21 protein-coding genes and 1 pseudogene are annotated in these 21,177 nt (G+C 59.4%); 9 read left to right on the top strand and 13 right to left on the bottom strand.

Annotation, left to right across the window (positions count from 1 at the left end):
• Positions 1–163: 163 nt before the first annotated feature.
• The 9 genes from P3T43_RS34590 to P3T43_RS34550 all read right to left on the bottom strand — a co-directional run bounded on the left by P3T43_RS34590 (position 164) and on the right by P3T43_RS34550 (position 9,058).
• A complete protein-coding gene (locus P3T43_RS34590; protein WP_429285491.1) occupies positions 164–832 on the bottom strand; it encodes a 2-dehydro-3-deoxy-6-phosphogalactonate aldolase in 669 nt (222 codons plus the stop codon).
• A gap of 12 nt (positions 833–844) precedes the next feature.
• Positions 845–1,768 (bottom strand): 2-dehydro-3-deoxygalactonokinase, encoded by a 924-nt coding sequence (locus P3T43_RS34585; RefSeq protein WP_429285490.1) that lies wholly within the window; start codon positions 1,766–1,768, stop codon positions 845–847.
• A gap of 87 nt (positions 1,769–1,855) precedes the next feature.
• The gene (locus P3T43_RS34580) at positions 1,856–3,040 is read right to left on the bottom strand and encodes a mandelate racemase/muconate lactonizing enzyme family protein (protein ID WP_429285489.1); all 1,185 of its coding nucleotides are present in this window, start codon (positions 3,038–3,040) and stop codon (positions 1,856–1,858) included.
• Positions 3,041–3,060: 20 nt separating this feature from the next.
• Positions 3,061–4,137 (bottom strand): ABC transporter ATP-binding protein, encoded by a 1,077-nt coding sequence (locus P3T43_RS34575; protein ID WP_429285488.1) that lies wholly within the window; start codon positions 4,135–4,137, stop codon positions 3,061–3,063.
• Complete coding sequence (locus P3T43_RS34570) at positions 4,124–5,083, bottom strand: dihydrodipicolinate synthase family protein (RefSeq protein WP_429285487.1); 960 nt, start codon at positions 5,081–5,083, stop codon at positions 4,124–4,126. The genes P3T43_RS34575 and P3T43_RS34570 overlap by 14 nt, the downstream gene beginning before the upstream one ends.
• Entirely contained in the window at positions 5,080–5,898 is an 819-nt protein-coding gene (locus tag P3T43_RS34565) for an SDR family NAD(P)-dependent oxidoreductase (RefSeq protein ID WP_429285486.1), read from the bottom strand. Before P3T43_RS34565 ends, P3T43_RS34570 begins: the two co-directional genes overlap by 4 nt.
• Positions 5,895–6,821, bottom strand: coding sequence for a carbohydrate ABC transporter permease (locus P3T43_RS34560; RefSeq protein WP_429285485.1), 927 nt, complete (start codon positions 6,819–6,821; stop codon positions 5,895–5,897). The genes P3T43_RS34565 and P3T43_RS34560 overlap by 4 nt, the downstream gene beginning before the upstream one ends.
• Positions 6,737–7,666 (bottom strand): carbohydrate ABC transporter permease, encoded by a 930-nt coding sequence (locus P3T43_RS34555; protein WP_429285484.1) that lies wholly within the window; start codon positions 7,664–7,666, stop codon positions 6,737–6,739. Before P3T43_RS34555 ends, P3T43_RS34560 begins: the two co-directional genes overlap by 85 nt.
• 123 nt (positions 7,667–7,789) lie before the next feature.
• On the bottom strand, positions 7,790–9,058 hold the full coding sequence (locus P3T43_RS34550) for an ABC transporter substrate-binding protein (protein ID WP_429285483.1): 1,269 nt from the start codon (positions 9,056–9,058) through the stop codon (positions 7,790–7,792).
• 177 nt (positions 9,059–9,235) lie between these two features.
• Here P3T43_RS34550 and P3T43_RS34545 point away from each other — a divergent pair, with 177 nt between their 5' ends.
• Both P3T43_RS34545 and P3T43_RS34540 read left to right on the top strand, forming a co-directional pair.
• Positions 9,236–11,011: an SMP-30/gluconolactonase/LRE family protein gene (locus P3T43_RS34545; protein ID WP_429285482.1), complete on the top strand. Its 1,776-nt coding sequence runs from the start codon at positions 9,236–9,238 to the stop codon at positions 11,009–11,011.
• Positions 11,012–11,327: 316 nt separating this feature from the next.
• A complete protein-coding gene (locus P3T43_RS34540; protein WP_429285481.1) occupies positions 11,328–12,326 on the top strand; it encodes a porin in 999 nt (332 codons plus the stop codon).
• Between the two features lie 133 nt (positions 12,327–12,459).
• On the opposite strand, the gene P3T43_RS34535 is transcribed toward P3T43_RS34540, so the two are convergent.
• Together P3T43_RS34535 and P3T43_RS34530 are read right to left on the bottom strand one after the other, a co-directional pair.
• Positions 12,460–12,672: an HdeA/HdeB family chaperone gene (locus P3T43_RS34535; protein WP_429285480.1), complete on the bottom strand. Its 213-nt coding sequence runs from the start codon at positions 12,670–12,672 to the stop codon at positions 12,460–12,462.
• A 185-nt stretch (positions 12,673–12,857) separates the two neighbouring features.
• The gene (locus P3T43_RS34530) at positions 12,858–13,031 is read right to left on the bottom strand and encodes a hypothetical protein (protein WP_429285479.1); all 174 of its coding nucleotides are present in this window, start codon (positions 13,029–13,031) and stop codon (positions 12,858–12,860) included.
• 1,201 nt (positions 13,032–14,232) lie between these two features.
• Here P3T43_RS34530 and P3T43_RS34525 point away from each other — a divergent pair.
• The 5 genes from P3T43_RS34525 (at position 14,233) to tnpB (ending at position 17,227) form a co-directional block, all read left to right on the top strand.
• The gene (locus tag P3T43_RS34525) at positions 14,233–14,421 is read left to right on the top strand and encodes a hypothetical protein (protein ID WP_429285478.1); all 189 of its coding nucleotides are present in this window, start codon (positions 14,233–14,235) and stop codon (positions 14,419–14,421) included.
• 98 nt (positions 14,422–14,519) lie between these two features.
• Positions 14,520–15,002 (top strand): universal stress protein, encoded by a 483-nt coding sequence (locus tag P3T43_RS34520; RefSeq protein WP_429285477.1) that lies wholly within the window; start codon positions 14,520–14,522, stop codon positions 15,000–15,002.
• Positions 15,003–15,372: 370 nt separating this feature from the next.
• A complete protein-coding gene (locus tag P3T43_RS34515; RefSeq protein ID WP_429285476.1) occupies positions 15,373–16,770 on the top strand; it encodes an MFS transporter in 1,398 nt (465 codons plus the stop codon).
• Between the two features lie 51 nt (positions 16,771–16,821).
• Positions 16,822–17,001: a hypothetical protein gene (locus tag P3T43_RS34510; protein ID WP_429285475.1), complete on the top strand. Its 180-nt coding sequence runs from the start codon at positions 16,822–16,824 to the stop codon at positions 16,999–17,001.
• 25 nt (positions 17,002–17,026) lie between these two features.
• A complete protein-coding gene (tnpB, locus tag P3T43_RS34505) occupies positions 17,027–17,227 on the top strand; it encodes an IS66 family insertion sequence element accessory protein TnpB (RefSeq protein ID WP_429285474.1) in 201 nt (66 codons plus the stop codon).
• 54 nt (positions 17,228–17,281) lie between these two features.
• Here the strand turns inward: tnpB and P3T43_RS34500 are convergent, their stop codons facing one another.
• A complete protein-coding gene (locus P3T43_RS34500) occupies positions 17,282–17,722 on the bottom strand; it encodes a MarR family winged helix-turn-helix transcriptional regulator (protein WP_429285473.1) in 441 nt (146 codons plus the stop codon).
• 3 nt (positions 17,723–17,725) lie between these two features.
• Positions 17,726–18,541: pseudogene (locus P3T43_RS34495) on the bottom strand (FAD-dependent monooxygenase); the annotation flags it as partial.
• On the opposite strand from P3T43_RS34495, the gene P3T43_RS34490 reads away from it, so the two are divergent.
• Both P3T43_RS34490 and P3T43_RS34485 read left to right on the top strand, forming a co-directional pair.
• The gene (locus P3T43_RS34490) at positions 18,449–19,393 is read left to right on the top strand and encodes an alpha/beta fold hydrolase (RefSeq protein ID WP_429285472.1); all 945 of its coding nucleotides are present in this window, start codon (positions 18,449–18,451) and stop codon (positions 19,391–19,393) included. The pseudogene P3T43_RS34495 and the gene P3T43_RS34490 overlap by 93 nt on opposite strands.
• Before the next feature lie 76 nt (positions 19,394–19,469).
• Complete coding sequence (locus P3T43_RS34485) at positions 19,470–20,852, top strand: epoxide hydrolase family protein (protein ID WP_429285471.1); 1,383 nt, start codon at positions 19,470–19,472, stop codon at positions 20,850–20,852.
• Positions 20,853–21,177: the final 325 nt, after the last annotated feature.

Genomic DNA, 21,177 nt, shown 5'->3' with positions numbered 1-21,177 from the left:
TCAATGGGCCAAATCAGGCTGCGGCCAACGGAGGTTCTTCGCCAGGCACCGTCCTTACGCTTGAGCAAATACCCCCGAAATAAGTCGGCTTCGTACGACATGCGTTGGGCAGTGCGTGATCTCGCGGTTTTCACCGCGAGCTACAACACCTTTCATGTCGAGTCTATCGGCTAGCTGAATGCAAGCCGTCTACGTATGCCTTCGCAAGCGAAGCCGTGACCGAGGCGCACTGCCCTGGCTTGTACAGCGCAGAGCCAAGACCGAAACCGTTCGCACCCGCAGAGAGGAGCGGACCCATGTTGTCCGGCGCGATGCCGCCAACCGGCACGAGCGGGATTTCCTTTGCGATGACCGCGCGCCACGCCTTGATGACATGCGCGCCAAGCTGTTCGGCAGGGAATACCTTGAGTACGTCGGCGCCGTTCTTCAGCGCGAGGAACGCTTCATTCAATGTCGCAACGCCTGGTACACAGGCGAGCCCCAGTGCTTTTGCGGCAAGCACGATTTCGGCGTCGCTGTGCGGCATGACAATCAGGTCGCCGCCCGCTGCTTTCACGTCGTTAGCGAGGTCCGGTCGCAGTACGGTTCCTGCTCCGACGATGGCGTCTTCGGGCAACGCCCGCCGGATTGCCTCTATGCTGTCAAACGGCCGCGGTGAATTCAGCGGCACTTCGACGACGCGAAAACCTGCTTCGTAGAGTGCACGGCCATGGTCTGCCGCATCCGCTGCCGTAATGCCGCGCAGGATCGCGATTAACGGACATCTCTCGAATGAGGCAATGAATCCCGCGTGCGGCCGATACGGGACCGGCAAGTTGATGGGAGGCTGCATTTCCGTGGATTCTCAGGCTGACTCGCACGCCAGAATGCCCGCTTCTCTCGCAACGCGGACATGGCCCTGAACGGTGGCACCATCGGCCGCGCGATCCGACTTTAATCCAGCAAGCTGTAGAACCTCTTCGTAACGGCAGCACAAATCGTCGTCTCCGATCAGAATGATTCGTTGGTCACCGCTGACATTTTCCGCGGCCAATGCGCTCGCCACCTCCACGCCGATCAGGATGCCGGACAGATAATCAGGCAATCCAGCCGGATGCACTTCCCCCATCAGTGCTGCTGTACGCGCTGCAAACAGCACGTGCGAAGCTTGCGCCGAATGTTTCAATCCCAGCGTTGCACCGCGCGCGAACGCTTCTCTATCCGAATCACCAAACTCCATCAGCCGGCCAAGTATGCCGTGCTTCGTCAGCAAACCGTACAACTCCCCGGTCAAGTAGGTCGCGAACCGCTTGATCCTCAAATGTTCGTCGACGAAGACCCATTTGCTGTGCGTGCCGGGCAAGACACACACACTGTCGGGAGACACGTCCGCGCCCCAGATCTGCGTTTCTTCGCCGCGCATGACGTCGTACATCGTCGTCTTCGAACCACAGCGCAAGCCAGGAACGATATGCATGTCGACCCGCTCGGAAATCCGCAGCGTCGTCAGCGCTTGCGCTGCGGTTGCGGGCGTCGCCGGGCAGTCGAGATAAGGCGCCTCCACCCAGCCTTGCCGGCTACCGATCATCCCGCTCGCCACGATCGGGCAGCCGCAATTTTCGATCCAGTCGCTGCAGATCGCGTACAGTGATGCCTGGAACTGCCGATCCTTTACCGCCATCACTCCGCCCGGGGCGCTTCGCGCCTCGATGATTGCGCCCTCTTCCGATACGAGTACTGCGCGTAGACTCGACGTTCCCCAATCAAGGCTAATGAACGATGGCTTCATGATTTGGACTCCTTATAAATTTATCAAAAAATAAAGTAATGGTAACGCAGCGTGAAACCATTCATTCCCGCTGCGCTCGTTCCGTCTTTACACCACAGGCTTTTTCCGAACGTGCTGCCATAACTTTTCGTTGGGCTCAATGCCGAGTCCCGGCCCCTCGGGCAAGTGAAACGCGCCATTGACGCACCGCATGCTGGTCTGCACATATTGCAGATTACGGTCGAAAACCGAGTGCTGATATTCGTGCATCGGTGCATTGGGAAGCGCTGCCGTCGCATGCAGGCTCGCCGCCTGAAAAATGCCGACACCAATGCTCGCGTGCGGAATCACCTTCATATGAAACGCGTTGGCCATTCGTGCAATTTGCATGAACTGGCTGATACCGATATGCCCCATTTCGGGCTGAATGATGGACATGGAGCGCTTTTCCAGACGCGGGCGGTATTCGAAGACCGTGCGCCACTCTTCCCCCAATGCGAGAGGCACCCGGATGTTCGCGCCCACGTGCAACTGGCCTTCGATATCCTCGGGCTGAACCGGCGCCTCGACGAAATACGGACGATATGGAGTCAGCCGGTCTATAAGCTGGATGGCTTCCTGCGCCGTGAATTTCCAGTGCAGGTCGACCATCAACTCCACATCATCTCCGAGCCCCTCACGAAGCGCGCGCATTTCGTCGACGATGCCGTCGAATGATACCGCCGAGTGGTATTTGAACGCATTAAATCCTCGCGGCATGAACGTACGAGCCAGCGCCACGCGGTCATCCAGAGACTTGCCGGGAAGCCCGGACACGTAGGCGGGAATCGACGAACGACGCTGGCCACCGATGAGCTTGACCACGGGCTGACCAACGAGCTTCCCGAACAGATCCCACATGGCGATATCCACGCCCGCGATGGAATCGACGAAAAAGCCGCCGAAGAATCCCCGCACCCGCATCATGTCGTACAGGTCTTCCTGGATCACCACGGCGTCGCGCGGATCTCGCCCGATGACCGCCGGTCCGAGCACGTCGTCGATGATTGCGGTCACGGCTTCCGGCGCCACGATGCCGTAGGTCTCGCCCCAGCCAACCGTGCCGTTATCGGTCGTCAGCTTGATGAGCACCGACATGTCGGTGGTCGGGTAGATCGTCCCGTTACCTTTGCGGATCAGGTAGCCGCGGCTATTGACCTGCTCGTCCTTGCCGAGCCCGCCGAGGTAAGGTTCGTCGCGCGGGATCGAGACGATGAAGGTCTCGACCGATGCGATTTTGGGTGCGGTATTCATATCGATCGTCTCGTCGTGGGTCAGAATCCGGAAACGCGCAAACCGCTGCCGTCGAACAGATGCACTTCGTTGTCGATGAAGGCGAGACCCACCGTCTCGCCCTTGGCACAGGTCGTGGCACCGTCGAGCTTAACCATGACCGTGCCGACCCCTGTTTTCACATAGACGAACGTCTCACTGCCGAGCCGCTCCGCAAGGGTGACCTGACCGGTCACGACTGCGTCCTGGATCGGCACGATGCGGGTATGTTCCGGGCGCACGCCGAGCGTCAGGTTCCGATCGCTAATGCGCTTCACGGTCGGCACGCGCAAGCGGCCGCCAGGCATATCCACTTCGACCGTACGCGAATCCAGCGGATTCGCGGTCACGTCAATGAAGTTCATTTTCGGAGAGCCGATAAACCCCGCGACAAAGCGGTTCGCCGGATGGTGATACAGGTTCAGCGGCCGCCCCACCTGTTCGATCTTGCCATCACGCAAGACGACGATCTTGTCCGCGAGCGTCATGGCTTCAACCTGATCGTGCGTCACGTAGACGAATGTCGTCCCAAGTTCTTCCTTGATACGAGCGAGTTCAAGCCGCATTTCGACCCGAAGGGCGGCGTCGAGGTTAGACAGCGGTTCGTCGAATAGAAACAGTGAAGGCTCGCGCACGATCGCGCGGCCGATGGCGACGCGCTGACGCTGGCCGCCGGACAGGTCTTTCGGCCTTCTGCCAAGCAGGTGTTCGATCTGCAGAATACGCGCGCTCTGCTGGACCTTGGTGTCGATCTGCGCCTTCGGCGCATTGGCCATGCGCAGTCCAAAACCCATGTTTTCCGCAACACTCATGTGCGGATACAGCGCATACGACTGAAACACCATCGCAATACCGCGCTTCGCGGGCGGCAAAGCCGTCACGTTTTGATCGCCAATCGAGATCTGACCGGAGGTGCTTTCCTCGAGGCCCGCAATCAGACGCAACAACGTGGACTTGCCACACCCAGAGGGTCCAACAAACACGCAGAACTCGCCGTCGGCAACGTGAAGGTCGACATTGTGAATGACCGACGTGTCGCCGAAGGACTTGTGAACCTGCCGCAATTCAAGCTGTGCCATGAATTCGGTCTCCGATGGTGGGAAGCACTTTCTGGGAAATCAGCAGATCGTCGATGTCGTGCAGGAAGGTATCGACATCAACTGCGTCAGCGGCGTCGAGCAACGGCCCTTTCGCGCGCTGCACGCGGCACTGAATCAGCCCGCGCCGATGCAATACATACTTGGTCAGCGACCAGCGGAACACCGCTTGCACGTTCAGGATCGGCAGCATTCGGGTGAACAGCTCTCGCACTTGATCGCTTTGGCCGGTACGGTGGGCCTGAAACAGTGCAACATGCACTTCGGCGAGCTCGACCGCCGGCATGGTCCCGCACGCGCCACGCCGCAATTCGTCAGTGATGTAGCGTCCGCCCGCGCCACCGAACACACCGCGCAACGTCTCAGGTGCGCTGCGCCTGATCGTCGACAGACGCTGGCCGCTCGGCAGCGTCTCTTCCTTGATGTACCGGATGGAAGGTACCGCCGTCAGGATTTCAAGCAGCACATCGGGGTCAAGACCGGCGCCAACGGGAGCCGGCACGTTCTGCAGCATGATGGCGGTGTCGGGAACGGCATCTGCGACACGGCTGAAAAATTCGATCTGCGCCTGTGCCGTCTTACGCTCCGGCGGAACGGCAATCATCAGCGCGGCTGCGCCGCCCTTCGCCGCTTGCTGAGCGAGGCGAATCGTCACTTCGGCGTCAGTGTGCGAAACGCCGGCGACCAGCGGCACGCGGCCGTCGATTTCATCGAGCACAACGTCGGTGAGCATGGCGCGCTCATCGGTGGTCAACTGCCCGAATTCGCTCGCGACACCAGGATACGTGATGCCGTCCACGCCAGCCGTCACGAGATATCGCACCAGATTGCGCAGACTGGCAACGTCGGGGCTTCCGTCCTCCATGAACGGGGTGGGCAATACGGGAAAGACGCCGGCCAGATTGGTGTGGGCGATCGTCATTGTCATTTCTTGTTCTCCACGATAGGCAGGGGAGGAAGTCCCCACGAAGTCCGAATATGGTTTGAAAGGAGCGCACTGGCGGCCAGCGACGTCAGGCCGCCGTCGAGCGGGAGATCCACGCCCGTGATGAACGACGACTCCTCGCTTGCGAGAAACACAGCGGCATTGGCAATGTCGGCGGGTTCGCCGAGTCGGCCCAGCGGATAGCTCTGCGCGACGGCGGCAAGATCGGCGGCTGTGAGCCCTTGACCCGTCCGCTCCGTCACGATGAACGCGGGGGAAATCGCATTGCATCGCACGCGCTGCCTGCCAAACTCCACGGCGATCTGCTTCGTCAGCGCATGGACACCGCCTTTGGCAGCGGTATAAGCCGCAAGCCCAGGATTGGCGACAAGCTGGTTGACCGATGCGAGGTTAATAATCGATCCACCGCCGCGCGCTATCATCTCCGGCACAGCGGCGCGGCAGAAGCGAAACGTGGCCGTCAGCGCCGAGTCGATGGTGCTGGCCCAACCTTCGTCGGTTTCGTTCGTGATACTGGCGCTCACGTACCGAACAGCGTTGTTGACGAGGATGTCGAGCCCGCCGAATTGCTCTTTTGCCACGCGAATCGCCTCGTCCACCGTCGACTGCGCGTGTGCGTCGAGGTAAAGCATGCTGACCCGATCGGACGGTAGCGCGGCGATCGCGTGATCCCCAGACTCTCGCGAGAGTTCCACCACCACGACCTGCGCCCCTTCCGCCACGAAGCGTTCAAGAATCGCCCGGCCGATGCCTTGACCGGCCCCTGTGACGATCGCCACCTTGTTTGCGAGTCTCATGATTTGACGGCTCCAGCGGTCAAGCCTTTGATGAAGTAGCGCTGCAGGAAGGCGAATCCAAGCACAACCGGCAACGAAATCACGATCGATTCCGCCATTGCGCCACCCCAGTTCGCCCGCCCCTCACCCAGGTAGCTCAGCAGCAGACCTGGACCCACCGTGCGCAGCTCCGGCGAAGTGATCAACGTGAGCGAAAACAGCAGGTCATTCCAGGCCCACATGAACGAATACAGCCCGACGGTTACCATTGCGGGAATGGCGAGTGGCGTCACGATCCGATGCAGGATATAGATTTCACTTGCACCATCCACGCGCGCCGCCTCGATGATTTCGCTCGGAATGCTGATGAAGTAGCTGTACAGCATGTAGGTGCCGCTCGGCAGCGCGAGGATGATGTAAGCGATGATCAGCCCAACTCGCGTATTGAGCAGATTGGCCCATTGCAACATCGGATAAACGCTGATCAGCAGCATGGCAAAGGGAAACATCTGCGCCGAGAGCATCATGAACATCAGCGGCTTGCGGCCGAAATAGCGGAACTTGGCGAAACTATAGGCCGCGTAGGTCGACAGCATGACCGTCAGCAGCGCGCCGCCGCCCGCCGTGATCAGGCTGTTGCGCAGCTGCGCCAGGGTTTCGCTATTACCTAACAGCGCGCGATAATTTTCCAGCGTTGGCGCATGCGGAAAAATTGAAGGAATCCGAACGAATACCTCGCCTTCTGGCTTGATTGATGTGAGGACCATCCAGATGATCGGCAGGAACAGAAACGCTCCGATCGCACACAGCATCGCGGTGAAACCCGCACGCGAGCGCCAGTTATTAAGAAGCAACATGCCTATTTCTCCCGCTTGAACAGAATGCGCAGATAGAAGATCGACGGAATAGCGATAGTTACGAACCAGAGCACGCCGATCGAACATGCGCTGCCGATATCCCAGTTCTGGAACGCTTCCTTGTAGACCTCGATGGACAGCATCGTCGTCGCCTTGACCGGACCACCCTGCGTCAGCGCGTAGATCACGTCGAAGGCCTGCAGGTTGCTCATGGCGCCGAGGATTGTCACGATGATGATGGTCGGCGCGAGATGGGGAAGCACGACATAGCGAAACATGGCAAGGTTTTCGCAGCCGTCTACGCGCGCCGCGTCCATCTGGTCCTGCGAGACACCTTGCAGGCCGGCGAGGAAGAACGCCATGAAGAGTGGCACCGAAACCCAGACGCGCGTGAGGATCACGGCGGCCATTGCCGAATGCGCTTCTGCGAGCCAGGGCACCGGATCGTGAATGATGCCCAGTTGTAGCAAGATTGCATTGAGAATGCCGTACTGACCATTGAAGATCCACGCCGCCAGAAACGCAGTGACAGTCGAAGGCAGCACCCAGGGCAGCAACGAAAGCGCGCGTAGCACCACCTTGCCGCGGAATGACTGATTGAGCACCATGGCCCACGCGAGCCCGAGGACGAGCGTGATACTGGTGGTCAGCACAACGAATATTAGCGTGTTGAACCAGATCGACAACGTATCGGGATTACTCAACAGCTTTTTGAAGTTTTTGAGCCCGATGAATTTCGGCTCATCCATTTCAATCGTGTAGCGATAGAACGAGAGCTTGAGCGACTGGAGAAACGGAATCAGGATGACAACGAAGAAGGCGATCAGCGAAGGCAACGCGAAAGCAAATCCGACCCTTCGTTCGTGGGACTTCAGTGATCGGCGCGGCTTCGCGCTCCGCTCACCGGACTGCGTGGTAGGTAAGCTAGCCATATTTGCTTCAAACCGGGTTGGTTTAGGGAGTCACAGCAGAAACAGGCTGCAGGTTCTAGCCGGGAACACCCATGGATGGGCGACGAAACTGAACATGACAATCCAGTTTTCGCCGCCGCCTCATTAGAGGGCAGCGCTCAGGCGCTGGCTCATGTTGCCAATGGCCTCCGCTGGCGACTTCTGCCCGAGCAGCGCCGCTTGCACCTGCTCGCCGACGATAACGGTGAGATCGGCGACATTCGGGAAGAACGCCAATTCGTCGCGCGTGGCGTTGCGTGCGTTTTTCGTCCAGTTGGCCACATACGGGTCGCCGGACAGTTTCGCGATCGCGCTGCGCGTCACAGGGAACAGGCCGACCTGATTGAAGTACTCGAGTTGCGGTGCGTCAGTCAGACTGAGATAGGAAACGAATTGCGCGGGCGCCGACTTTGCATCGAAAGCTTGCTTGTCAGTGGCGAAACTACCGAACAGATGCCCCCAGGCAAACGAGCGCGGCGTGTCGCCCTGCTTGAGGACAGGCGTCGCAACAGAGAGCACGTTTGAGTCGAAGGCTGCGCCTTTGCCCGAGTTGTCGCGCGCAAAACCGCGCGCCAGCGGCGCGTCCTGATAGAACGCGCAGCGGTTCTGCGCGAACAGGCGGCGCGCGTCGTATCGGTCCGTGTCTTTGGCGGCCAACCGGTCTTTCACGAGACTGGTCATGAATTCCAGGGTACGCACAGCAGCGGGGCTGTTGACTACCACCTGCCCCTGCTCGTCGAAGATGTGGCCGCCGAAGGTCCACAACCACGTCTGGAAGTCCCCCACCACCGACGCATTGTCCTTGGTCGACATGCCATACGGCACCGACTCCGGGAACTTCGCCTTGATCGCCTTGAGCGCTTCAATGAAGGCGTCGATCGTGACGGGTGACTGGGTAATGCCCGCATCCTTCAGCATCGACGCATTGGCGACCATCGCGATCGAGCCCATGGTCCAGGGCATGCCGACCTGCTTGCCCTTGATTTGTCCCAGCCGCAGCAGACCCGGATCGATCACCTTCTCTAGCGCGGCCTTGCCGAAGACGTCGTTGAAATCGACCATCTTCCCAGTGCCGCCGAATTGCGGCAGCCATTGCAGGGTCAACTGGGCCACGTCGACAGGCTGGTGCGCGCGCAGTCGCAGGAAGAGATTTTGCTGCATCTGCGCATAGGGGAATCCGACTACGCTCATCGACGCGCTGGGATCGCTCTGCTCGAACTGCTGGAACATCTTCGCGATCGTGGCCTTGCTGGCTGCCTCGTCCTGGGTCCAGCCAACATACGTGAAACCGGTGTTGATGGCGGCTCTTACCATCGCGGGCGCCATGACGGCCGAAGCCGCCATCATGGACATGAATTTGCGTCGACTAAGCACAGTTTCTGTCTCCTTGTTTCTATAATTGGAACTCGTGAATCCATCATAGCACAGCGAATTTGAAAGTTCCATTCAGTAGAACAAAAATTGTCTGCCATGTATTTGTCCGTACAATGCCGAAAAAAGATACGAACCAGCCAAATTCCAGCGCACCAATTACGTCAGGGGCAAGAAAACTTGAACACAGCGAAACGAAAGCTTGTAGAGACCGCGTCGGCCAACGGCGCTGAAGCGGAACTGGGGATGGAGGAGCCTGCGGCGCCCGCCGTGCCCGAGGAGAAAGCATCGGCGGGAGTCGGCGTCCTCGAGAAGGCGATGTACCTGCTGAACATCGTCTCCCAGGCGCCGGCGCCCATGACCTTCACCCAGTTGCTGCGCGCCTGCGGCCTGCCCAAGGGCACGCTGCACCGCATTCTCACTACCCTCCAGCGCGAAGGTCTGCTGCGCCACGACGCCTACAGCAAGACGTTCCGCCTTGGACTGCGCTTTCTGGAACTCGCGCACGAGGTCTGGAGCGACTTCGACCTGCGCGTCGCCGCGCAGGACGAACTCGTGGTGCTGCGCGATCTGGTTGGGGAGGCGGTGCAGCTGGCCATCCTCGACGGCAATAAGGTCGTGGTCATCGCCAGCGAAGACGCGCGCCAGACGGGGCGCGTCGCGCTCGGCGTCGGCATGCGGCTGCCGCTCCATGCAAGCGCAGCCGGCAAGGCCATCGCCGCTTATCTCGATCCCCGTCAGCAGCAGGATCTGCTGGCTTCAATCACGCTCGATACGCTGGCGCCGCGGACGATTACGTCGATCGACGCACTGCGTCACGAGCTGGATCTCACGCGCTCGCGCGGCTATGCGCTGGCCAACCAGGAGAGCTCGGACGACACGGTGGCGCTCGCGGCGCCGATTTTCGATTTCGAGGGTCGACCGGTCGGCGCGGTGGCGGTCTCCGGCTCAACCGCCCGGCTCGATGCAGTCCGCGCGCACAACCTGTCGGCGGCGGTCATGGGGGCGGCGCGCAAGATCTCGCACAACTCGGGCGGTCAGTCGATGTCGCTCGCCGCCAAGAGCCAACCGCCCGCACTGGAACACGCCGACGTCCAGTGCGTGAGCCAGCAGCCTTCGCTGCTCGGCGAGGCGCCCATGTGGTCGCCGCGCGACGACGCCCTTTACTGGGTCGATATCCTGACACCCACCATCCACCGGTACGACGCGTCCACCCACGCCAGCACCGAAACAAAGCTGGGCTCGATGCTGAGCCTCGTGATCCCCAAGGCCACGGGCGGCCTGCTCATCGCGTCGCCCGGCGGGCTGATGACCGTCGACGACGCCGGCAACCTGACGCGCTTCTCGCACCCCGAATTCGACCGCCCCGGCAACCGCTACAACGACGGCAAATGCGACCGCATGGGCCGCCTGTGGGTCGGCACGATGGACATGGGCGCGGCGGCAAACCGCGGCAACCTGTTCAGGGTCGACGCCGACGGCTCTTGGAAAAAGATGGACACGGGCTTTACGGTGTCGAACGGCCTCGGCTGGAGCCCGGACAACCGGACCATGTACTTCACGGACTCTCACCGCAAGACCGTCTACCAGTACGACTTTGACCTGATCAACGGCATGATCGCCAACCGCCGCCCGCTCATCACGCTGGATTCGTCGGCGGGCTCCCCCGACGGGATGACCGTCGACGCGGACGGCTGCCTCTGGGTTGCGATGTGGGACGACTGGTGCGTGGTTCGCTTCGACCCTGAAGGCCGCGAAATGACCCGCATCCGCATGCCGGTGCCGCGCCCCACCAGTTGCTGCTTCGGCGGCCAGAACCTCGACATCCTGTACGTCACCAGCGCCCGTGTGCGGCTCGCCGAAGACCTGCTGAACAGCGCCCCGCTGTCCGGCTCGCTCTTCGCTGTCAATATCAACGGGGTGCGCGGACTGCCCGAAACCACGTTCGCCGGCTAACTCCCCCGTCTTCCTCCCTCGTCAGCTTCAGACGTCGCCGGCATCACGCCCGGCGGCGTTTCCCCTCCCCAATCCCCCCAATGCTCCCCACGCCTCCCAAGGCTCCCAAGGCTCCAAACTCGAGGAGATCCTGAGCCAGCAAGGCTCTCGCCCTGGAAGCACCTCCCGACTTCCCCAGATTCTCTTGATGCCGAATTGCAACAGATCCCTGGGGCTATCCCGAATCCGCACAAAACTCTCTTGCGAAAGTTCCATCAAATGGTAACCTTCCCAAATCAGTTCCATTTGTCGGAACTCAACGAGGAGACAGCAAATTATGAAAAGAAAACTGGTCATGGCCGCTGTGACGATGCTGGGCGCAAATGCGGCGATGGCCCAATCGTCGGTGACCCTTTATGGACTGACCGATCTCGAGGTCGGTAAGTACGACGGCAGCAACGCCATCCGGATGAATACCGGCGCCACCAGCTTTTGGGGCTTGAAAGGCACCGAAGATCTGGGCGGCGGGTACAGGGCAATTTTCCAGCTTGAGCAACAGTTCAATCCTAATAACGGCACCTTCTACAATTCGAGCTCGTTTTTCAGCGGCCGATCGACTGTCGGGCTCGAGGGCTGGTTTGGTCACCTGGCGTTGGGCCGGGACGTCAACGCCAGCCATTACGCGGAAGTATCGGCCGATCCGTTTGGCCAGAACGGCCTGGTGTCAGGCTACGGCGCACGCGGCGGCATTTCGGAAGCGAACGGCGGCCCAGGCCAGATCGACACCGTGCGGACCAACAACTCCGCAAACTACGCGTACAAGTTCGGCCCTGTGACTTTGCGGGCACAGGTGGCGTCAAAGGACTCGGCGGTCGTTGGGGACAACATTCCCTACTCCACCTCGATCGTCTATGAGGATCCGAAGCTCAAACTGGCCGCCTCCTTCATCCGTCCACAAGGGGACCATGCTCATTGGGCCTACACGGCCGGTCAATACGATCTTGGTCTGGCGCGCCTCTATGCCGGCTATGGTTTTGGCCAGAATACATTCAGCCAGACGATGCACAACCAGATGATCGGTATCAACATACCGTTTGGCCCCGAGCAGGCGGTCATGTCAACCTTCAGCCACACGACATTTAATGGACGAACCATTCAATGCCGCACCGCAGTGGGCTATTTCTACTTCCTGTCCAAAGCGACCAGCGTTTACGCCGATGTAGTCTACGACACCCAGACAGGCAAATACGCGTACGGAACCACCACAGGCTGGCAGGCGACGGGCACGTCGGGCAGCGGCACCGGCTACACAGTCGGCCTGCGCCACCTGTTCTGATCCGTCTCGGCAAAATTACGTAGCGCCGGCAAGAACTGTGAGTTAGATATTCGGCGGAACGGTTTCGGGTCAGAGAGCCAAGGAGACTTCCGCCGATTTCTTCGCACTACTTGCTGATTTCAGGAACCTGGCCTTAGTGATGGTCAAACAATGAGATCTTGTTTTTCTTGATCAGGGAGTGGACCTTCGTCATGAAGCGCGCCTTCGGGTCCTTCTGGCACTCTTCCATTACGGTTTCGGCCACCGGATGAGCGGTATCCACGACCATGGTGTCCGTCTCCTTCACGCCGAGCTTGTCCACGCCCGCAACCCAGTAAATCAGCGCCGGCCGGTACGCTTCATCCACTGCGGTGAAATCAGGTCATTTTCGCTGGACTCACTTCCTGGTCCTGCGCGCTTGCCGCGAGAGAGATCGTCAAACAGGACAATACGGCTACGATTGCTGCGGTTTTCATAGACACTCCAAAAGGGGTAATAGGGGCTTGGCTTTTTCCATATATTGCCCAATACGGCAGATTGCTAGGACAAACATTAAAGCCGCTGAATTAGCTCAAAATTAACTGGCGATTTGCTTTTCCGGTTGGCCACGAGTGACGCAGCCTGCCAACCGAAGCCTATCTGCACCACGTCATCGCTCGCATCGCCGAGCATCTGGTAAATCGCATCGACGAACTGTTGCCACGCGTCGTTGCCGATCAGCTTCACCGCGACTTCACCTAATTCAACACGCCGCCTTCAACCGTTCCATATCAAGGTACTGTCAAGAACGGTCGCAGTCGGACAGTGCCGAAGTCTGCAGGTTGTAAGGAGTCGAAAATGCCCGGTCACAATGTGGCTATAAGCAGCGCATATTGGTGCGGTGATATCCGGGCAGTGTATGCGCAACAACCGACTACAGACAGTTTCCGCTGCGCGATTGCTTCGAACCCAGATATGAATAGCAAATTGTTTCGCGCCAGATCCAGATCAATATCGACATGATGGAATCTAGCGGCTAGATCCGTGCACCTTGTGTTCTCACAATCGCGATTGGCTTGACCGCCGAAAGGGACGATTCACTGGGGATCCACGCCTACGAAACGGGGTTCGAAGTGTAGGAAGAGAATTGGCAAAACTAATGCAGACATATCCGAATCGACACTTTTGCGCCCCTCAGAGTGAACGTAAATGTGTCAACCGGCTCCTTTCAATCCTCTCCATTACTGTCCAGATCAACGACAGATTTGCTTCGCTCTACCGCAGCGCTGAGCCGAGCACCAACGACAACATCGCAAGCACTGGCCCATAACGTATTGATTGCCGCTTCGCGGCTCCAGATTGTCACGCACCGAAGAGCGTTGCGCAACCTGAATCAGCGTGCCCGGATCGCGGAGCGTGTAAATCCGTCACCTCTCGCCATCAATTTCTCTCGAACTGAGTCCGGCGTCGGCGTCTCCGGGTAGACGTGGCGACTGGTCCGTCGAACGCAAAGGCACTGACGACCATGGCTTGTGGACGGTGATGACGATATCGCGCGTGCTACGAACCGCGCGCTGGCGTGGCCGGAATGGTGTCAGCGAAGCCGTTGCTCATCCGAACCGCAACATGTTCGAGCCGCATATCAAGCAGCGCGCACAGACCCGCGGAGGACTGTTGGTATGAACTGATGCCTTGCACAGTGCCGACCACGCTCACCAGTATCCCGGCGCAATGACGAGGTTATTTCTGAGTGAATATCCCATCTGACTTCGCAAAAACAAACCGGCCATTCAATGGCCCATTGTAGTCACTGCCTGACTCTCTCAGAAGCGCCGTCTACGCCAAAGCATCGGGTGGAATCGCACGCTCATTTTTAGCTCATTTTCGTCGGCGAATATCAGTCCCGCGACACAGCAATTCGCGCAACCGATCGAAAGGAAAGCCAATCATGCTCCTAATTTTTCACCGTACTGTCCGCTCCGAGGCGACCGACACGGAACCCGTCGGGAGCGCATCGGCCCTGCCGTCCGCACCCATAGACACGGCGCGCGACGACGGCGCCTCGACCGGAGAGCGCGCTGCAACCTACGAAGAACTCATGCCTTACCTGGTGCTCGCGATGGCTGCCGGTATCTGAAACGGCAGCGTTGCCAAGCTCAGATAACGCATTCCAAACAAAACCGGCACTCACTCGACACACTCTGCCAACCACTACCAGACGAACTGAGTTACACCATGTACAAGCATATTCTTGTCGCTGTAGGCAGCGACTCCAACTTCTCGACCCTGCACTCGGCCATTGATATGGCGCGCGAATGCGGTGCCTATCTCACCACGGTGCACGTTGTGGACGCCGCGCCGCATATGGCGATGATGGCCGATCTGAGCATCGGGGCCGCCATCGACGCTTTCGAAACTCACGCCCGCTCGGTCGTCGACCAATGCAACCGCATCCTCGACGAAGCCGGTTGCGATGGCGAGGCGCAAATGTGGGCCACGCCGCTCTCCGGATCCACGATTGGACACGTCATCGCCGCTGCCGCACGGGAACTCGGCGCGGATCTCATCATGGTCAGCGGCGTCAACCCCGGCTGGCTGCGCATTTACGCTCAGAACGTGCCGAAAGACGTGATGCGCTACAGCACACTCCCGGTACTCGTAATGACGCTTCAAGCTGCCGCGCCGGCACAGGTCGCACACGCGGCCGCTGCGGTATAGACAGTCACACAAAAAGCGGCGCGAACGGGCCGCCACAAGATCTGCGAAGGTGTCCGGATGTTCGAGAGAGTGAACGTTTCAAATCCACAATAAACCCTACGACTACACGACGAGTTTCATTTAATGGAAAACATGAGGATTTTCTACTATCTCTCGATAGCTAGCCATAAGCTTACATTCGATCGAAACAGAAAAGATGGTGCGGTCACGCCACGGCGCGTTCACGAAGATCCCCCGCTCGTTGGGGTGCTCTGGCGCTCGCCTGTCAATGCCTAGGTATATTCCCTAGATCCCATCCCCCCTATTCCGTTGGCTGCTACATTCTCACAAAGTTCCGATATTCGGAACAATGTGCAACCAACGGACTCCCATGAACGTCGACCCCACACACACCTTCGAGCGCCCCGTCGCAACTGGCATCATTGCGCGCTCGCGCAAGTTCATGGCGCAGCGCGTGCGCTACGAAGTGATCGGCTTGATCTTTTTCGTCATGACGATCAACCTTGCGGATCGCGCTGCGATGTCGATCTCTGGCACGCCGATGTCGGCCGAACTGCATCTAAACCACCTCCAGCTAGGGTGGATTTTCTCGTCGTTCGCGTGGGCCTACGTGCTGTTTCAGCTCGCAGGCGGCTGGGCGCTCGACCGGTTCGGCGCCAAGCGCACCTACACGTGCGCCATCTTCTTGTGGTCGTTCTGCACGGCCGGCGTGGGCTTCGCTCCGTTCTTCGGCCAGCAGGTGGCCAGTAGCCTGATCTTCGTGCTGATCTTCCTGATCGGCATGGCCGCGGCGCCCTGCTACCCAGCCAACGCGAAAATCGTCTCCGCGTGGTTTCCGGCCACCGAACGCGGTACCGCTTCGGCCATCTTCAACGCCACCCAGTATTTCGCTGCCGCGGCGTTCACCCCCGCGCTCGCCCTGCTCGCCGCCAACCTGGGCTGGCGTTCGGTCTTCTTCGCGATGGGCGCGATCGGCATCGTCGCCGGTGCCCTATTCGGCCTCAGGCTCAAGGCGCCACTCGACCATCCGCGTCTCACACAAGAAGAACGCGAACTCATCGAAGCAGGCGGCGGCACCTTGTCGATGGACGACGTTCGGGCGGGAGGGGGCTCGCACGTTTGCGCGGACAGCACCCCGCGGCCAGGGTTCAGTATCGGCACGTTCGTGCACCTGCTGCGCAACCGTGTGCTACTTGGGATTTCGCTGGCGCAGTACTGCATCAGTACCTTGAGCTTTTTCTTCATCATGTGGGTGCCGGTGTACCTCGTGCAGGAACGGCACATCCCCTTGCTGCGCGCGGGGATCCTCGCCTCGATACCGGCCGTGTGTGGGTTTTCAGGTGGAATTCTCGGCGGCATGCTGTCCGATCTGCTGCTGCGTCACGGCCGCTCGCTCACGGTCGCACGCAAGATTCCCATCTACGTGGGCATGCTGATGGCGTCGAGCATCATGGCCTGCAACTACGTGCACGCGGACTGGCTCGTCGTGGCCATCATGGCGCTCGCGTTCTTCGGCAAGGGCTTCGGCGCGCTAGGATGGGCCGTGATCGCCGATACGTCGCCGGTCAACGCGGCTGGACTAAATGCGTCGGTGTTCAACACGTTCAGCAGCCTCTCCGGCATCACCACCCCTATCGCTATCGGCTTCATCGTCCACACAATGCACTCGTTCAATGGCGCGCTCGTCTTCGTCGGTGTGCATGCGCTGCTGGCGGTGGCAAGCTATGCGTTGATGGTCGGCACGATCCGGCGTGTCGATCCGGTCTGACCCGCGCAGCGATATCGCCAGCCAGAGCCCGCGGCGCCAGACGCGCGCCGTGTGGCAGCTCATCTGGCGCATGTTACCGATATTTTTGACCGGTATCTCTTCCGGCCCGCCACGCACGGGGTCGAATGGTGCGCGGAGCGCTTACGTGCGCTGCAGTCGGGCAACCTCAACTTTTATCTCGCCTTGATCGGAGGGCTGCTGATCGCAATTCTCGCATTAACGCTCTACTAGATCGACACGGTCAACGTCTCAAGCGATGTTGGTTTTTGCGCGAGCCTATGGAAAGCGACACATGATAACCTTGTTGCGTTGCGATGGGGGCCTATGCTTACTTGCAAAGCGTCTGGAGAAGGGACGTTTTGCATGGCCCCGTGCCGACGCTGGGATGGTGCAAACGCTTGAGCACCCGTGCCACATCCGGATTCAGAGTCTTCATCAAGCGTCGGACCGTTCGTAACGTCACGGCACATGATACCCCGACGCGTTGCTGCGACAGATCCATAACGATCGCCTATCCCCCCAGCGGCAACAATGCCAACAGGAGGCGTCGTAGTTCCAGACACTCGCGTGGCGTCAGTTTTGCAGTGAGAATGCGCTCGACGTCCTCGACACGTGGGCGCAACATCGCAAGACTTTTCTTGCCTTCGGCCGCCAGGAACAGCACATAACTACGCTTGTCGGCGAGATCGTCCGAACGTTCGATCAGATCATTACGCACCATGCGTGCAACGAGATCGGCGATTGTCGAACGGTCCACGTCGAGTTCATCGCCGAGTTGTCGTTGATTGATGCCGGGTGTTCTCTGCAAAATCTCGAGCGCCGCGTATTGGACACTCGTGATATCGGTGGAAACTTCACTGAGCCATACCGCAACGTGTCGCTGCTGGGCGCGTCGTACCAGACTGCCAGTGAATTTCGAAAGCGCTTCGGGATAGTCGGGTTTGATCGGCAATTTTCAGGTGCGTAGCGAAAGGGTGTTCGTTAGAAAAATGGGTCGCAAAAATTCACTTAATTCAACGTAAGCGTCCAGCGGGAGGACGTGCGCGACATATTGGTCCGGACGGACTACGACCAGCGCACCCCGTTCGCGGTCGATGCCGCGCGCAGTAAAGATATCAGCCGCTGTGTCGCTCGTAAATGCCTTCTCGTAGTCGATGAGCCCGAAGCGTCCCTTACGCGGCAGTAGCAGCGGGTGCAAATCTTCGAGCCGTGCTTCGCGATGGGGTTGCTGTAGTACTGCGCGCAGATCGAATACGCTATCCACATCGGCATTTTCTGGCGTGACGAGACGCAAGACAGAATTAGGCGACGTGGTGAGATGTTCGCACAGCGCATCAAGCGCGATTCTGCCAGCGTCTGAAAAAGCGTACAGACGCCAGCGGCCGTCAGCACGCGCAACGTGGCCGAGTTGCATCGCTTTCGCATCGGCGAGTCGAACGACAGGCGACGAATGGAAGCGCGTGCCGATGGTGAAGCCACTCGCGAGTGACTGATACTTCGCTTCGCCCGTTAACGCACCCGGCCTATATCGCGTCGCAACGCCCGCCGTATAGCGGCCAGCACGCACGAAGTAAGCCTGCAGTTCGGCTGGATCGACACCGCCTGCTTCGGGGCGATGCGGATCTTTCGGTGGCGCGGCCATCATGGCGGACCACTCCTTGTCGAAATCGATCAGCTCTTGCGCGACGGGCTGGCGTTCATCGGAATACGAGCGCAAGAGGTCGTTTCCACTCCGTCCTTGCAGGACTGCGGCGAGTTTCCAGCCGAGATTGGATATGCGGAACTTGGCCCGATTAATGGCCCCGCCGTGGTTTTACTTCACGGCTGGCCATATGACATTCACAGCTTTGCCGAGGTTGCTCCTCGACTCGCATCGGCGGGCTACCGGGTCATCGTTCCGTATTTGCGCAGCTACGGCTCGACGCGCTTCCAATCGCCGGAAACGCCCAGAAACGGCCAGCATTCAGTGCTTGCGGTCGACGTCATCGCGCTAATGGATGCGCTTAACATTCGGACGGCGATACTCGCTGGCTTCGACTGGGGCGCACGCACGGCCTGCGTCGTGGCTGCACTCTGGCCGGATCGATGCAAGGCGCTAGTGTCGGTGAGCGGGTACCTGATCGGCAGCCAGACAGGCAACAAGGCGCCGTTGCCACCAAAGGCAGAACTCGCATGGTGGTATCAGTTCTACTTCGCCACGGAGCGCGGCGCACAAGGCTATTCGGAGAACCGGCGCGATTTCGCAAAACTGATCTGGCAATCTGCGTCGCCGAAGTGGAGCTTCGACGATACGACCTTCGAGCGATCTGCGAGTGCGCTCCAGAACCCTGACCACGCGGCGATCGTGATAGACAACTATCGTTGGCGCCTGGGCCTTTCGAAAGGGGAGCCGCAGTTCGATGCGCTCGAAAAGCATCTGGTAGAGGCTCCCGTCATTTCGGTGCCAACGATCACTCTCGAAGGTGACGCAAACGGAGCGCCGCATCCAGAGCCTGCTGCCTATTCCAGGAAGTTCGTTGGCACGTACAGACACCGCGGCGTCACAGGGGGAATCGGTCACAACTTGCCGCAGGAAGCCCCGGTTGCGTTTGCGGATGCAGTCATCGAGGTAGCCAGCTACTAGGGAAGACAGCGCAGCGATCTTGACGGCGTTTGATTTAATTCATCTTCACTTTCATTTTCATTAGGATTGCATATTCATGTTTTCCATAACACCGACACAGCGACATTCCTATGGCTCGCTGAAAACACGAGTGATCGACCTCTTTCTGCTCGCCGCGACCGTGGCTTCGCCATATGCTTTCGCCGCCGATAGTCCATCCGTCTCCGCGACGATCGACGAATCGTCGGCCCGCACCGCGCAAGTTGCAGGCACGCAGCATGTGCGGGTCGACGAGAGCATCCGTCCCTTCCGAGTCCACGTGCCGCAGGCACAACTTGATGATCTGCGTCGACGTATTGCAGCTACGCGTTGGCCCGACAAGGAAACCGTCAACGACGATTCTCAAGGCATCCAGTCGTCGCAAGTACAGGAACTCGTTCGATATTGGGGATCGCAATACGACTGGCGCAAAGCCGAGGCGCAGCTCAATGCGCTTCCGCAGTTTGTTACGACGATCGATGGAGTGGACATCCAGTTCATCCACGTTCGCTCGCGCCACCCGAATGCCTTGCCGGTCATTCTCACGCACGGCTGGCCCGGTTCGATCTTCGAGTTCATCAAGACGATTGGTCCGCTGACCGACCCGACTGCCTACGGCGGCCGCGCAGAAGACGCATTCGATGTCGTCATTCCATCGATCCCCGGCTACGGATTCTCCAGCAAGCCGAAGGATCTGGGCTGGGGTCCGGACAGGACAGCGCGCGCATGGGACGTCCTGATGAAGCGGCTCGGTTACACGCATTACGTGTCCCAGGGCGGCGATCACGGCTCGGTTATTTCCGACGCGCTTGCGCATCAGGCACCGGCGGGCCTGCTGGCCATCCATCTCAATATGCCTGCCACCGTGCCGGGCGATCTCATGAAATCCATCCTTGCCGGTGATCCAGCACCTGCAAACTTGTCAGTTCCCGAGCGCACCGCTTACCAGTCGCTGAGTTCCTTTTTCGGCCGCAATGCCGCCTACGGTGCGATGATGGTCACGCGTCCACAGACCATCGGTTATTCGCTGTCGGACTCTCCGGCTGGCCTGGCCGCGTGGACTTACGAAAAGATTGCGGAATGGAGCGACAGTAACGGTGCTCCTGAGCGCGTGCTTACCAGGGACGCCATCCTGAATGACATCACCCTCTATTGGCTCACGGATACGGGCGCGTCATCTTCGCGCTTCTATTGGGAGAACAACAACAACAATTTCAGCGCCGATGCGCAGAAAACGCGTGTAATCAAGGTACCGGTGGCTATCAGCGTGTTCCCCCACGAGATTTACTGCGCGCCGGAAAGCTGGAGCAAACAGGCGTATCCGTCCCTGTACTACTACCACGAGGTTGACAAGGGTGGCCATTTCGCGGCCTGGGAGCAGCCGCAACGCTTTGCCGAGGAGCTCCGTGCAGCGTTCAGGTCAGTTCGGCAGCCCCTTTGAGAAGATTGTGTCCCACCCGGTATCGCAGCCGGGTGGAGTCGTGGACAGTCAAAGGGACTATCGGGTCCACTGCAATAATGCGTTGCACTTACTCGTATAGCGAGTGGCCGTTTACTGTTGCAGAAATGACATTGGTACGACCGGGCGATACAGCGACCGAATGGCGACTCCTGGCCGACCACGGTCTGTCATCGTCCGTCAACTCGCGTGATGTCACTCAAGTCACACCGTTGTTTGCTATCGCCCAGGCAAATCCTGCAGTATGTCCATGAACGCCCGGACCTTCGCGCTTAGCAAGCGACGCGAATTGTAAAGAGCCCAGATC

The sequence above is a fragment of the Paraburkholderia sp. GAS41 genome (assembly GCF_050436545.1).
In the GTDB taxonomy this organism is placed as follows: domain Bacteria; phylum Pseudomonadota; class Gammaproteobacteria; order Burkholderiales; family Burkholderiaceae; genus Paraburkholderia.
Note: the sequence above shows the minus strand (reverse complement) of the source record. Positions and strands in the feature narration are given on the sequence as shown.

Bases quoted from the DNA above. Each gene is read 5' to 3' on its own strand.
- P3T43_RS34555 (WP_429285484.1), bottom strand. From the start codon at position 7,666: ATGGCTAGCTTACCTACCACGCAGTCCGGTGAGCGGAGCGCGAAGCCG.
- P3T43_RS34525 (WP_429285478.1), top strand. From the start codon at position 14,233: ATGCTCCTAATTTTTCACCGTACTGTCCGCTCCGAGGCGACCGACACG.
- P3T43_RS34590 (WP_429285491.1), bottom strand. From the start codon at position 832: ATGCAGCCTCCCATCAACTTGCCGGTCCCGTATCGGCCGCACGCGGGA.
- P3T43_RS34570 (WP_429285487.1), bottom strand. From the start codon at position 5,083: ATGACAATGACGATCGCCCACACCAATCTGGCCGGCGTCTTTCCCGTA.
- P3T43_RS34585 (WP_429285490.1), bottom strand. From the start codon at position 1,768: ATGAAGCCATCGTTCATTAGCCTTGATTGGGGAACGTCGAGTCTACGC.
- P3T43_RS34515 (WP_429285476.1), top strand. From the start codon at position 15,373: ATGAACGTCGACCCCACACACACCTTCGAGCGCCCCGTCGCAACTGGC.
- P3T43_RS34485 (WP_429285471.1), top strand. From the start codon at position 19,470: ATGTTTTCCATAACACCGACACAGCGACATTCCTATGGCTCGCTGAAA.
- P3T43_RS34565 (WP_429285486.1), bottom strand. From the start codon at position 5,898: ATGAGACTCGCAAACAAGGTGGCGATCGTCACAGGGGCCGGTCAAGGC.
- P3T43_RS34520 (WP_429285477.1), top strand. From the start codon at position 14,520: ATGTACAAGCATATTCTTGTCGCTGTAGGCAGCGACTCCAACTTCTCG.
- P3T43_RS34580 (WP_429285489.1), bottom strand. From the start codon at position 3,040: ATGAATACCGCACCCAAAATCGCATCGGTCGAGACCTTCATCGTCTCG.
- P3T43_RS34540 (WP_429285481.1), top strand. From the start codon at position 11,328: ATGAAAAGAAAACTGGTCATGGCCGCTGTGACGATGCTGGGCGCAAAT.
- P3T43_RS34560 (WP_429285485.1), bottom strand. From the start codon at position 6,821: ATGTTCGATCGGCGTGCTCTGGTTCGTAACTATCGCTATTCCGTCGAT.
- P3T43_RS34575 (WP_429285488.1), bottom strand. From the start codon at position 4,137: ATGGCACAGCTTGAATTGCGGCAGGTTCACAAGTCCTTCGGCGACACG.
- tnpB (WP_429285474.1), top strand. From the start codon at position 17,027: ATGTTGGTTTTTGCGCGAGCCTATGGAAAGCGACACATGATAACCTTG.